Source organism: Acinetobacter sp. FDAARGOS_558 (assembly GCF_003937785.1).
GTDB classification, from domain to species: domain Bacteria; phylum Pseudomonadota; class Gammaproteobacteria; order Pseudomonadales; family Moraxellaceae; genus Acinetobacter; species Acinetobacter baumannii.
Genome location: NZ_RKJH01000001.1, coordinates 1,442,075 through 1,457,023 on the forward strand (window position 1 = coordinate 1,442,075; position 14,949 = coordinate 1,457,023).

Consider the following 14,949-nt stretch of genomic DNA (forward strand, 5'->3'; position numbering starts at 1 on the left):
TTCAACTAAAACAATATGAGTAGAATTATGTTTAGAAAAGCACTTTTATGCTTAAGTTTAATTAGCTTGGTTGGTTGTAATGATGACGATAAAACTGAAACGACGCCAACCACGCCAGAATATCAACTTCCTAAAATTTTAGTAGTAGGACACCGTGGCGCTAGCGCTTTACGTCCTGAACATACTTTAGCTTCATATCAAAAAGCGATTGATGACGGCGCAGATTTCATTGAACCGGATCTAGTCTCTACAAAAGATGGCGTATTGGTTGCCCGCCATGAAAATGAGATTGGTGGAACAACCAATGTAAGCACTTTAAGTCAGTTTGCAGACCGTAAAAAAACAAAAAATATTGATGGCGTCGACTTAACCGGTTGGTTCACGGAAGACTTCACTTTAAGTGAATTACAGCAGCTTAAAGCGCGTGAACGTATTCCTGAGTTTCGACCAGCCAACACAGCTTATAATGATCTTTACCCTGTCCCAACTCTAGAACAAATCATTGAGCTTGCCGAAGCTAACTATAAAAAGACGGGGAAAATTATAGGCTTATATATTGAGACGAAACATCCGACTTATTTTAAAAATCAAAATCTGGCAATGGAAGATACTCTTCTAAAAACCTTAGCCAAATATAAATATACACGTGATATTGCACCTGTCTATTTACAGTCTTTTGAAGTTCAGAATCTAAAAGATTTAAAAAGGGAGCTTGATCTTCATAAAACGCTTAAACATGCACAAATTATTCAGCTATACGATTCAAAAACATCTCGACCAGCAGACTTCGTAGAGTCTGGTGACACTAAAACTTATGCTGATTTAGCCACAGCACAAGGGTTAAAAGATGTTGCCAAATATGCAAATGGTGTAGGACCAAGTAAAGGTTACATACTGACCTTTAATAATGATGGCTCTTATAAAACTAGTACGTTTATTTCTGATGCACATACGGCTGGCTTAAAAGTACATCCTTATACTTTCCGACCAGAAAATAACTTCTTACCAGCGCCGTTAAAGTGCAGCTCAGATAAACCTGCAGAACGTTGTCCATCTGGTGCATTAAAAGAGTTTGAAGCCTATTTCAAGGCAGGTGTTGATGGCGTCTTTACAGATGACCCAGCACTCGGTCGTGAAGCTGTCACTAATTTTGAAAAAGCTGCAAAATAACTCAATCTTCATAAAAAAACAGGGCAATGAATGCCCTGTTTTTTTTATTTATCAAGACTGTTATTGAAATATAAAGGAATCCACTGATACTGCTCAGCATTCACTTTATACACATGACCAATTCCCGGGAACGGTAAATGCGGGGCAGCTACCCATTGTTGCTTATTTGAAATTTCAGCAAACATTTTTAAACGAGTATTAATTGCCTGCTCTGAATTTACATCAAAATCTACCCCAGTTTTTGGAGCATCAAACTGTAAAGAATGTGAGTGGACAATATCACCAACAAAGACAATTTGTTGCCCTTTACTCTTCAAACGGAAGCTATGATGTCCCGGTGTGTGCCCTTGTGTATTAATCACTTCAAAACCTTGAATAACATCGCCACCCTTAAAGGTTTTGAATGCTTTTTTTGCTTGATAAGGTGCAAGTGCAGCTTTTACGTTTTTAACAGTACCTAAATAATTTTCTTTTTTATCCGCTGGTACAGTTTTTTCATTTGCTGGATTTAACCAATAATCTGCTTCACGCTCATGAGCATAGATCGTTGCATTAGGAAATACGGCTTTTCCATTTTGAGCAATACCGCACACATGGTCTGGATGTAAGTGGGTCAATAAAACAGTTTTCACATTGGCAAGTTGATAGCCCGCTAATTCAAGATTTTTAGCAATTGAACCCAACTGTGGACCAAAACAACTCGCAGCTCCACTGTCAACAAGCGTCAAACTTTTACCATCATCAACTAAAAAGGCATTTACTGAAGTCTGAATCCCCTTCTCATTTACAGCAGCATATTTCGTTAAAATTTTAGTTTTTTCAGCCGGACTTAAATTTTTAAACAATTTAGGATCTAGATAAATAGTGCCATCGAGTAAAGAAGTTATCCGATAATTACCGAATTGATGATGGTAATATCCGGGTACTTGTTGAGCTGAAGCTGGTTCTGCATAGCTTATATGCAAGCTACCCATGATAAGTCCTAAGGCTACAAATAGTTTTTTCATCTCTTCTTCTCTATGGAGTTATAAAGTCAAAATCTTTAAAAAAGATTTAATATTTTTTTAAGGGCTGCACTATATAATGCATGAAAAGTGTCAAAAATATAAGTGAATGGATAGTTATTCTCCCTATAAAGGTAAAAGTGGCCTAAAGCGCATCTTGAACGCTACCAGTTATTCAATTTCAGGATTTAAAGCTGCTTACCAAAATGAAGCTGCATTTCGGCAAATTGTTTTAATTAATCTTGTACTCATCCCTGTCAGCTTTTTCCTTGATGTAACTCGCGGCGAACATGCCCTGATGATTATTGTCTGTTTGTTTGCCATCATTGTTGAGCTCTTCAACTCTGCCATTGAAGCAGTGGTTGACCGAGTTTCACTCGAGAAACACCAACTTTCCAAAAATGCGAAAGATATGGGTAGTGCCGCTCAGTTTGTTGCACTTTCTATTATTGTCGCAACTTGGCTTATTATTTTATTTGGATAAAAAAAACCATGCTTATAAATAGATAAGCATGGTTGTAACAAAAGAGGAACTTCTAGCTGCTGTTCCTGTTTTAATTTTAGGGTTCTGAACTTAACTTATTCTTAAAATTACTGGAAAAATAAAAAAATCCCTGCGAATGCAGGGATTTTTTTTGGGTTAAAGCGTTGATGCGTTATTACATCATTCCGCCCATACCACCCATACCGCCCATATCTGGAGCAGCTGGTTTGTCTTCAGGAATGTCAGTAATCATACATTCTGTAGTTAACATTAAGCCAGCAACAGAAGCAGCGTGTTCAAGTGCAGAACGAGTTACTTTAGCTGGGTCAAGGATACCCATTTCTAACATATCACCATATTCGCCAGTTGCAGCGTTGTAACCGAAGTTACCCTCACCATTCTTAACAGCGTTGATAACTACAGATGGCTCATCACCAGCATTCGCAACGATTTGACGAAGTGGAGCTTCAATCGCACGGCGTAAAATGTTGATACCAGCTGTTTGATCTTCGTTAGCGCCTTTTAAGCCTTCAAGAGCATTTACAGCGCGAACAAGAGCAACACCACCACCAGCAACAACACCTTCTTCAACTGCTGCACGAGTTGCGTGAAGTGCGTCGTCTACGCGGTCTTTCTTCTCTTTCATTTCAACTTCAGTTGCTGCACCGATTTTAATTACAGCAACACCGCCTGCTAACTTAGCAACACGTTCTTGTAATTTTTCACGGTCATATTCTGAAGTAGATTCTTCGATTTGAGCACGGATTTGTTGAACACGTTCAGCGATAGCAGCAGCATCACCAGCACCATCAACAATAACTGTGTTTTCTTTAGAAACAGTGATTTTGTGCGCTGTACCTAAATCTTGAAGAGTTGCTTGTTCTAAAGACATACCAACTTCTTCAGAAATAACTGTTGCGCCAGTCAAGATCGCGATGTCTTGAAGCATTGCTTTACGACGGTCACCGAAACCAGGAGCTTTAACAGCACATACTTTGATAATACCGCGCATGTTGTTTACAACAAGAGTTGCAAGCGCTTCACCTTCAACATCTTCAGCGATGATAAGAAGTGGTTTACCAGTTTTAGCAACTGCTTCTAAAACAGAAATCAATTCACGAATGTTGCTGATTTTTTTATCAACAAGAAGAATGAACGGATTTTCAAGTTCAGCAGTTAAAGTATCTTGTTTGTTTGCAAAGTACGGAGAGATATAACCACGGTCAAACTGCATACCTTCTACAACGTCTAATGCGTCTTCGAAGCCAGAACCTTCTTCTACAGTGATTACGCCTTCTTTACCTACTTTTTCCATTGCTTGAGCAATAAGTTTACCAACAGTAGTATCAGAGTTAGCAGAGATTGAACCTACTTGTTCAATTGCTTTGAAATCATCAGCTGGTTTAGCAATTGAACGGATATTTTCAACTACAGTTTTTACTGCAATGTCGATACCGCGTTTTAAATCCATTGGGTTCATACCAGCAGTTACTGATTTGATACCTTCATTTAAAATTGCTTGAGCAAGTACAGTTGCAGTTGTTGTACCGTCACCTGCGATGTCGTTAGTTTTGCTTGAAACTTCACGAACAAGTTGAGCACCCATGTTTTCAAACTTGTCTTTTAATGAAATTTCTTTTGCAACAGTTACACCGTCTTTAGTAATGTGCGGCGCGCCGAAAGAGCGGTCGATCACAACATTACGGCCTTTAGGACCTAAAGTCACTTTAACCGCATCTGCAAGTACGTTTACCCCTGCAATCATTTTTGAGCGAGCTGAATCACCAAATTTTACGTCTTTAGCTGACATATTAAACTCCGAATCTTTTTAAATACTGAATCTGATAATGAATTGAGTTATGGATCGATTAGCCTTCTAATACAGCTAAGATGTCTGACTCTTTCATGATTAAGAGTTCTTCACCATTTACTTTAACTGTTGTACCTGCATAAGTACCAAATAACACCTTGTCACCAACTTTAACATCCAAAGCACGTACGCCGTTATCAGTGATTTGACCATTGCCTACTGCAATTACTTCACCTTGAGATGGTTTTTCAGCAGCAGAACCTGGCAATAAAATACCGCCAGCAGTTTTGGTTTCTTCTTCTACGCGACGAATCACAACGCGATCATGTAATGGACGAATGTTGCTCATAATTAACTCCATCAGACTTAGTCTTTTTGATTAATCGTTATTGCTTTAATCCAGAGCAATAACAAAATATTTAGATGTCACTTTTGTGGGGATGAAAAAAATGGCTTCAAGGGGAAAATGAAAAAAAATTCTATTTTTTTGGTCATTTTTTAACAGGTTGTGAAGAGTTTTTATTAAATTTAAAGCACAAAATAAAAGAGGCTATTTTCACAGCCTCTTTCCTAAAGTTAAATATTCATATTAAACAATAATTTGCTGATTGTTTAGTAATTCGTCTAATGTTGTATTTACTTGATTTAGAGTTAACAGTGACACCCTATTAAACATTGTACCTTCGCCATCTCGGTCAAGACTAATAGTCGTGTTCCCAGCATCTTGCTCTACAGTAATAAATTTAGCTAATGCGCTTACATCTTTAGAATAGTCAATTAATAGTTCACTTAAATCGATTTTGTCAGCTTGAAGGTTAGTTCTTATATCACCTAAAGTAAAATCTAACACCGTGTCATGTCCATTCCCGCCAGTTGCATCTTGGCTATTTAGCAATTGGAACACAATGGTATCAGTACCTTCATTAGTGATATAGGTATCGTTACCTTCACGCCCATTCAAAACGTTATTACCAGAGTTACCTGTTAAAAGATTATCTAAAGCATTGCCTGTTGCATTTAGATGAGCAGAACCAACCAGCTCCAAGTCTTCTACATAACGACCGCTTTCCAAAAACGAATCTACAGTCGTTGGATCATTTACTGTTTGATATAAACCAACCAAACTATAATTAACAGAACTGATAATTTTATCATGCCCGCCTAAATCCACATCTCTACGGCCAGATTCAACAAGTTGACTCTCCCAATAACTATTTTCTACCCAAATATCTTGATAGTGGCTAGTATCTACCCAAACCTCTTCATAATGACTTGTATCAATATAAACATCTTCATAATGACTTGTATCAACCCATCCTTCTTCTGAACGTATATAAGTTAATTCATAGCCTTCTTGCCATTGGCCATTCACGAAATCATAATATTGTTGTTCATATCGACTATAATCGTTATCTGCCGTGCCATTATCAATATAAGTTATACCATTTTGATTTTGATAAATATTTTGTACAGTTGAATAACCACTTGTGGCCCATTGCGATTCATAATATCCATCAACAAACCATATCTGTTCATAATGGCCTTCAATGACCCAATCTGAATACATATAGCTATTATCAATCCAGACGTCTTTATATATTGCATACGGCTCAACAATATATTCTTGAACAAAATCATCTATAGTATCAATGTTATAAGTATTATCTGTAGCATCACCTTTAAAGTGATCAATAATAACAGTCGGTAAATCACTAATTATTTGGCTAATGGTTTCACTACGGTTTCCAGCACGATCAATAACAGTAAGGTCAAGTGAAGTTGCATTTCTATCCAGATAGATAAAGAACATTCCATTTGCCAATGCTGTAGTGCTCGTTACAGAAAGCGGTTGGTCAGTAAAATGATAGGTAAGCTCAACAGTAGCATAACTTTCTACCCTCCCTGTGAGCGAACCCCATTCATCTATAGCAAGCTGCGTAACTACATCTGGAACTACCGTATCATTTATAGCAACAATCGTTGTCCCCACACTCACATTTTGATTGGCATCAACTACTTTTACCGTTAATGTTTCGCCATGCCAATACTCATACCATAGGTGTGTTAAGAAAGCACCATCACTTCCAACATTAGTCTGACCAACCAAATTATTATTAGCATCAAAAATATTAACAATTGAATATGCTTCCGCTTGTCCTGAAAGTACATTTCCATCTTCTAAGACAAGCTGAGTTGCTGCATTTGGTGTGACAGTGTCTATAGGTGCCGTAATTTCGGTGTAAGCACTTTGATACCCATTGTATTCCACAACAATGCGTAAAATTTGTCCACTCGCTAGAGGTGGATACAACTGAATATTAAAGTTTCCAGCTTCATCTGCAACATTAGTGGCAACATGGTTACTATGCACATCAAAAATATGCACAGTACTAATTGCTACAGCGGTTCCCTCAATAAAAAAACCATTTTCAGATACCACAATATGCTCTGCTGATGGCGGTGCATTAGTATCTGCATTAAAAGTAATATTAAATGGCTTACTTATATTTTTGGCTAAATCTATCGCAGTGATGAATAACTGCTCTCCACGTAATATAGGTGGATAAATACTAGCGTTAAAATATCCAGTCTCATCCGCTTGAAATTCTGCTCGTAAATCTCCATCCGCATCCATTACCTGAATGATTGCTTTTGAATCAGTTTGCCCAGTAATACCATAACCATCATTGTTAATTACCACTTCATTAATTACTGGAGCAATATTGTCTAAAGGCGCAATAATTTCAGAGATTAGGCTATATTGATTCGTATTCTGATCATAAACTCGAACTTGTAATGTCTGTCCCTGTAGATAGTAATCATTTAACTGAATAGCAAAACTACCATCTTCATTCACAGCATTATTCCACCCTCCGTTAATGGTCTGACCATCAGTAGATGTAACAACAACCGACATTCCTACTGTCGCCTTACCTGTCAGAATATGACCATCTATATCCAGTTTTAGCTCTGTTGCAGCAATTGGTGAGTTGGTAAATACTGGTACTAATTCATGTACAACTTCACTGCGGTTACCTGCTTGATCTTTGACAACAATACTTAAATTTTGTGTCTGGTATTGACTCAGATTAATCCATTGATTAAATGTGCCATCGTACCAAACATAAGTTGTTGTGATAACTGCACCATATTGATCAATAATTTCAATCGTTGCATTTGGCTCAGCCTCACCAAAAAGCAATCCATCTGAGCTTAAAGTAATATTTGTAGCTGCTGCTGGTGCAACATTATCAATTAAAGCATTTTGCTTAACTTCAACACTTCGGTTACCAGCTATATCTACAACGATGAAAGTTAATTCCTCTCCATGTAAATAAACCTGATTGAAATAACCTATCACGTTACCTTGGCTATCAACATATCCCCAACCAGCGCGGTTGCCAAATTGATCTAGTACTTCAATTCGAGTATCTGCTTCAGCACGCCCCGTAAAGTACTGACCATTTACATCAAAAACAATATTCTCAATTTGATTAGGTGCGATATCATCAATCAAAGCATTCTGCTTGACCTCTGTACTGCGGTTACCTGCTCGGTCAACTACAACAAAAGTAAGCTCTTCTCCATGTAAATAGACTTGATTAAAAGAACCTGACACATTACCAATACTATCTACATAACCAGAACCTACGACCTCACCCGCAGTATTTTTAACTTCGATTTGGCTATCGGCTTCCGCTTGCGCAGTAAAGTTTTGTCCATTTTTATTTAAGACGATGTTTTCAATCGGATTTGGTGCAATATCATCAGTTAAAGCATTTTGCTTATATTCAATACTTTGATTACCTGCTTTATCTATAACAATAAAAGTGAGTTCCTCACCTTTTAAGTAAACCTGATTGAAGTGACCGGACACATTACCAGTACTATCGACATAACCATAGCCAACAAACTCACCCGCAGCATTTTTGACACTAATAAAACTATTGGCTTCTGCTTGTGCTGTAAAATTTTGCCCATTTTCATTAAAGATGATGTTTTCAATCGGCTTTGGTGCAATGGTATCCATCAAAGCATTTAACTTCATTTCATCACTACGGTTACCTACTCGGTCTATAACAACGAACGTTAATTCTTCTCCATGTAAATACACTTGATAGAAGTAACCCGTCACATTACCAGTGCTATCGGTAGAGCCCCAACCTATCTGACTACCAAATGAGTCAAAAATTTCAATCTGACTATTTGCTTCTGCTTGTGCCGTAAAGCTTTGGCCATTTGCATCAAATACAATATTTTTAATCGGATTTGGGGCAATATCATCAAGCGGCGCCTTAACTGAAACAGCTTCACTCACATTTCCAGCAAGGTCTTTAACAATGACTGTAAACTCTTCACCATGTAAATTGTAAGTACCGAAAAAAATAGTAAATGTACCATCAGCATTTACACTCTGACTCCACGTATTCATCTGCTGACCATTTTGATCAAAAATCTGGATGAAGGTATTTGGCTCAGCTACACCAGAAAGGAATGAACCATCTTCATTAAAGACCAGATCACTTGCAGCTACAGGAGCAATATCATCAAGCGGTGCTTTTACAGTAACCTCACCACTCAAATTACCAGCCTGATCAACTACAACTACTTTAAATACTTCTCCATGCATGTAGTTACTGTTTAAATAGATGTTAAATGTTCCGTCCCAATTAACATTATTATTCCACTGATTTAATAATTGACCATACTGATCAAATATTTGAATCGTCGCATTTGGCTCAGCCATACCACTTAGATATGAGCCATCTTCACTAAATACTAAATTAGTCGCATTTTCCGGTGCTGTATTATCAAGAAAGGCTGTTTGTTTTACTTCAATACTACGATTACCAGCTTGATCAATCACAACAAAAGTGAGCTCCTCACCTTTTAAATAAACTTGATTCAAGTAACCTGACACATTACCAGCACTATCCACATAACCAGACCCTACAACCTCACCCGCAGCATTTTTAACTTCAACTTTGCTATTTGCTTCTGCTTGCGCTGTAAAGTTTTGACCATTTTCATTAAAGATAATGTTTTCAATCGCATTCGGAGCAATGTCATCAATCAAGGCATTCTGCTTGACCTCTGTACTGCGGTTACCCGCTCGATCAACTACAACAAAAGTGAGTTCTTCACCATGTAAATAGACCTGATAGAAGTAACCAGAAACATTACCCATGCTATCGGTTGAACCAGATCCTATGACTTCACCAGCAGTATTTTTGACTTCAATTTGAGTGTTTGCTTCTGCCTGAGCTGTAAAGTTCTGTCCGTTCGCATCAAGTAAAATATTCTCAATCGGATTTGGTGCGATATTATCAATCAAGGCATTCTGCTTGACCTCTGTACTGCGGTTACCCGCTCGGTCAACGACAACAAAAGTGAGCTCTTCTCCATGTAAATAGACTTGATATAAATAACCTGACACGTTACCAGCGCCATCCACATAACCTGAACCTACAATCTCACCAACAGCATTTTTAACTTCAATTTGAGTATTTGCTTCTGCTTGCGCTGTAAAGTTTTGACCATTGATATCTAATATAATATTTTCAATCGGATTTGGCGCAATATCATCAATCAAGGCATTCTGCTTAACCTCTGTACTACGGTTACCCGCTCGGTCAACTACAATAAAAGTGAGCTCTTCGCCATGTAAATGCACTTGATACAAATATCCTGAAACATTACCTGCACTATCTGCTGATCCATAACCTACGACGTCACCGTTATTATTTTTGATTTCAATTTGGCTATTTGCTTCTGCCTGAGCTGTAAAGTTCTGGCCATTGAGATCTAATACAATATTTTCAATCGGATTTGGTGCGACGTCATCATTCAAAGCACTCTGCTTGACCTCTGCACTGCGGTTACCTGCTCGATCGATCACGACAAAAGTAAGTTCCTCACCGTGTAAGTAAACTTGTTGAAAATAACCAGATACATTACCTGAGCTATCGGTGTAACCAAAACCAATCTTATTTCCAGTCTGATCTAATACATCAATAGAACTTCCGGCTTCTGCCTGAGCTGTAAAACTTTGGCCATTTTCGTTGAAGATGATATTTTCAATCGGATTTGGTGCAATGGTATCAATTAAAGCATTTTGCTTAAATTCGATACTGCGATTACCTGCTCGATCTATAACAACAAAAGTGAGTTCCTCACCGTGTAAATAAGTTTGATTGAAAGAACCAGAAGCATTACCTGCACTATCTGTAGAACCCCAACCTGTCTGATTACCCAATGAATCAAAAACTTCGATCTGACTATTTGCTTCTGCTTGTGCTGTAAAGTTTTGGCCATTTGCATCAAGTAAAATATTTTTAATTGGATTCGGTGCAATATCGTCAAGTGGCGCGTTTATTGAAATAGCCTCACTCACATTTCCGGCTTGGTCTTTAACAGTGACTGTGAATACTTCTCCATGTAAATTGTTACTACCTAAGTAAATAGTAAATGTACCGTCAGAGTTAATGGTGTTATTCCATATATTCACTAGCTGACCATTATGATCAAAAACCTGAATCGTAGTATTCAGTTCTGCTACACCCGTAAGATATGAACCATCTTCTGAGAAAACTAAATTGCTGGCTGGTGTAGGAGCAACCGTATCAGCGGTAATTACAGTATCAGCACTTACTTGCCCACGTGCATCCTTAATTGATAAGAAAAACTGCTCACCATCGACAAGAGGACGATCAAGCTGGAGTTTAAAATAACTTGATCCATTCCAACCGTTATCTTCACCAACTTTAATTTCAGCTACAACGTCACCTTTGGCATCTTTAACAGTGAGAGTACTATTATTTTCAGCTTGCCCACTTATCACGCCATCCGAAGTAAAGCTATCTACATGGGGGGCAAAAGCATAGTTAGGCGCCTGTATCTGAGCTGCTAAACTTACATTTCCATTTACATCGGTAGCCGTGACATAAACTGTCTCAGCATTGGTTAAAAATGTACCTAGTTCTATTGAGAAACTTCCACTCTCATCGGTCCAGTTATTCCAAAACCATTTATTAAGAATATTTCCTTGCCCATCTTTAACTAAAATTTCAGAGAAAGGTTCTGCATGACCATAAACTAAATCACCAGCATCATTGAAATTTAACTCCGTTGGAGCAGGTGGAGGAGTCAGATCTACGATGATATTTTGCTCAGGACTCATTAACCCTTTATTATCAATAATTTGAACGGAAATTTTCTCTCTATCAATTAAAGGGCGGTTTACATTCAAGCTAAAATGACTAAAGTCACTCCAACTATTGTCATCACCTAATGTAACCTTTCCTAATTCATTGCCGTCAGCATCACGTACAATTACCGTACTATTATCTTCAGCAACTCCAGAAATTAAGCCTTCTTGTGTAATACGTTCAACATGTGGAATATAAGCAAAGTTTGGAACCTCGATTAGGGTTTCACTCGTATTTTGATTTTTATCTACTACTTGTACAGTAACCGTTTCGCCTTCTTTTAAAAATTGGAACACTTGTAAACTTGCAAAGCCTTGCTCATCGGTAAAACCTGTAGCAATTAAATTGCCTTCTCCAGAAAATGCACGAATAAAGCTGTTAGGTTCATTAACATGTACTGATAAAGTTTCACCACTAATATCAAATTGTGGAGTTTCTAAAAATACTGCTGGAGTATAGTCTGCAGTAATATATTGTGGATGGCCTGAAATATTATCTTTATCTGTAGAGATAATAATTTGAGCCCCTTCCTCTAAAGGCTGATCGAGGGACAAAATAAATGGTCTTACTTCGCCTAATGCCATTACACTAAATGGTGTAATACCAGAGCTATCAAATACATTAGAATTAAATTCTTGTAGAATATTTCCATTCTGATCTTTTACAATAAAATAACTACCTTCAGTCGCATAACCACTAATCACGCCTTCTGGACTAATTCGTGTAATACTAATAGCTGGAACTTCAGTAACTAACCCAATTGATGAATTTTCACTGCTATAACCATTATAAGTAGCGACTGCGTAAACTTCTTGATTTGAGTTAATTGAAAGATCTTGTAAAGTAAATTTACCTTCTTCATTAGTTATTGTACTTGCAAGCCAATCACCATTTTTATTGTAGATATCGACCTTACTTCCTTTATATGCACTACCTGAAATGATAGCTCCATCTATATTGTTGAAAGTCAGTGAATCTAGGGTTGGTGAATTCGGAGTATGATCCACATTATAATTTTGGGTATGTGTGATAATGGCTGTATTGCCAGCTTGATCAGTAAGACTAATATCAATTGATATATTGGTTTGCGGCTCTACTGACCAAAGAAACTCTGCTGGAATTTCGGTAACCCATTCTTGCGTGACTTCATCAAAATGAAAGTTATAAGTAACATTGTCTAATGTCGTATTTACTGATGTCAGTGAGCTATTTAAATCTGTGGGTAAATTAGCTATTTCAAGTCTTATAGAAATAACTTGATCTTTTTCAACTAGACTTATTGTATTGTCTTCAGTAATCGGCTTTACAATCACTGTGGTTGATTCAACATTTAAGGAATTATCTACAACAACTTTTTGTATAGCAGATTCTGAGATATTGCCTGCGAGGTCTGTCACTATAGCTTTATATTGGTAAATACCATCAGCTAAATCTTTTTGATCAGCTGTTGTCTCTTGCCAAGTTTTTCCTTCATCTTTTGAAACTTCATAGTGGTCTAGTAAAGCGGCTTGTTCCCCAATCACAATCGGTTGAACTAGCTTTAAAGTAAAACTATTATCTTGCGTAATCTGATCTGTGGCTGAAACACCTGTATCATTCAAGTCAGATAAAGTGAGTTTACCTGCTTGCGGTGCGGTAGTATCCACAACGACTTTTTGTATAGCCGTTTCAGATATGTTACCTGCAATGTCTATTACTAGAGCTTTATATTGATAAATACCGTCAGCCAAATCTTTTTGGGCTACCGTGGTTTCCTGCCAAGTTTTTCCTTCATCAGTGGAAACTAAATATGTTACTTGGCTACCAGTTTCCTGTCCTTCCAGTTTTAAATTGAAGTTTTTATCTTGTGTGATCTGATCTGTTACTGAAACGCCTGTATCATTCAAGTCAGATAAAGTGAGTTTACCTGCTTGCGGTGCGGTAGTATCCACAACGACTTTTTGTATAGCCGTTTCAGATATGTTACCTGCAATGTCTATTACTAGAGCTTTATATTGATAAATACCGTCAGCCAAATCTTTTTGGGCTACCGTGGTTTCCTGCCAAGTTTTTCCTTCATCAGTGGAAACTAAATATGTTACTTGGCTACCAGTTTCCTGTCCTTCCAGTTTTAAATTGAAGTTTTTATCTTGTGTGATCTGATCTGTTACTGAAACGCCTGTATCATTCAAGTCAGATAGAGTCAGTTCACCTGCTTGTGGTGTGGTAGTATCCACAACCACTTTTTGTACAGCCATTTCCGAGGTATTGCCAGCAGCGTCTGTCACTACAGCTTTATATTGGTAAACACCATCAGTTAAATCTTTTTGGGCTATCGTGGTTTCCTGCCAAGTTTTTCCTTCATCGGTAGAAACTAAATATGTTACTCGGCTGCCGCTTTCCTGTCCTTCAAGCTTTAAATTGAAGTTTTTATCTTGCGTGATCTGATCTGTTGCTGAAATACCTGTATCACTCAAGTCAGATAAAGTCAGTTCACCTGCTTGCGGCGCGGTAGTATCCACAACTACTTTTTGTACAGCCGTTTCCGAGGTATTGCCAGCAGCGTCTGTCACTACAGCTTTATAAAGATAAATACCGTCAGCTAAATCTTTTTGATTTAATGTCGTCTCTTGCCAGGTTTTACCTTCATCGGTAGAGATTAAATACGTTACGCTACTTCCCTTTTCCTGTCCGCTGAGTTTTAAATTAAACTTGTTATCATTCGTGATCTGATCTTGTGTTAACTCCCCTGAATCTAAAAGATTTTGGAAAGACAATTTACCTGGTTCCGGAGGTGTTTTATCTTTGGCATCTTGCTGAGATAATAATGCAGCTGTCCCTGCACCAGCTAAAGCACTAACAACCCAAGACCAGATAGGTACAGAAGATGAAGCATCTATATATTTTGGTATCTCTTTTAATTCTAAATAATTAACAGTGGTCTGTCCTGTAGCATCTTCAGCTAAATTAGCAGTCCAATAAGTCTGCCCTTCATTTAAAAGAATTTGTGGATTTTCACTAATAAAAAAGTTCTCTAAAACAATTTCAGTCCCATCTTTTAGATGAATAACCGCACTATTACCATCTCTTGTTATTGAAGCAATTCTTTCTGGATTAATATCAATTTTTGCGATTACCTTCGGATCTATTACAATATTTTTTGTTTGGCCAACATTAATATCAACTGTATTATTTTTTGAAGCATTATTTGCCATTAATGATACTTGTACCATTTTTCCACCATGAAATTTCAAATAATTATTAAGTTTTTCTAAAATATTAAGACAAATAGAG

The 14,949-nt window shown here is 37.5% G+C and carries 6 protein-coding genes; 2 read left to right on the forward strand and 4 right to left on the reverse strand.

The features are described from left to right. Window positions 1-27: 27 nt before the first annotated feature. Window positions 28-1,170 (forward strand): glycerophosphodiester phosphodiesterase, encoded by a 1,143-nt coding sequence (locus tag EGT34_RS06945; protein WP_000488513.1) that lies wholly within the window; start codon window positions 28-30, stop codon window positions 1,168-1,170. Between the two features lie 44 nt (window positions 1,171-1,214). Here the strand turns inward: EGT34_RS06945 and EGT34_RS06950 are convergent, their stop codons facing one another. Beyond that, window positions 1,215-2,177 (reverse strand): MBL fold metallo-hydrolase, encoded by a 963-nt coding sequence (locus EGT34_RS06950; protein WP_000732903.1) that lies wholly within the window; start codon window positions 2,175-2,177, stop codon window positions 1,215-1,217. Window positions 2,178-2,283: 106 nt separating this feature from the next. On the opposite strand from EGT34_RS06950, the gene EGT34_RS06955 reads away from it, so the two are divergent. Beyond that, window positions 2,284-2,658 carry a diacylglycerol kinase gene (locus EGT34_RS06955; protein WP_000379022.1) on the forward strand — a complete coding sequence of 125 codons (375 nt, stop codon included), beginning with the start codon at window positions 2,284-2,286 and terminating at the stop codon, window positions 2,656-2,658. Window positions 2,659-2,833: 175 nt separating this feature from the next. On the opposite strand, the gene groL is transcribed toward EGT34_RS06955, so the two are convergent. From groL to blp1, 3 genes are all read right to left on the reverse strand, one after another. Then, on the reverse strand, window positions 2,834-4,468 hold the full coding sequence (gene groL, locus EGT34_RS06960; RefSeq protein WP_001274623.1) for a chaperonin GroEL: 1,635 nt from the start codon (window positions 4,466-4,468) through the stop codon (window positions 2,834-2,836). Window positions 4,469-4,526: 58 nt separating this feature from the next. Next, on the reverse strand, window positions 4,527-4,817 hold the full coding sequence (locus EGT34_RS06965; protein ID WP_000065579.1) for a co-chaperone GroES: 291 nt from the start codon (window positions 4,815-4,817) through the stop codon (window positions 4,527-4,529). A gap of 240 nt (window positions 4,818-5,057) precedes the next feature. Beyond that, window positions 5,058-14,888, reverse strand: a complete 9,831-nt coding sequence (gene blp1, locus EGT34_RS06970) for a biofilm-associated Ig-like repeat protein Blp1 (protein WP_031979539.1) — start codon at window positions 14,886-14,888, stop codon at window positions 5,058-5,060. Window positions 14,889-14,949 lie beyond the last annotated feature (61 nt).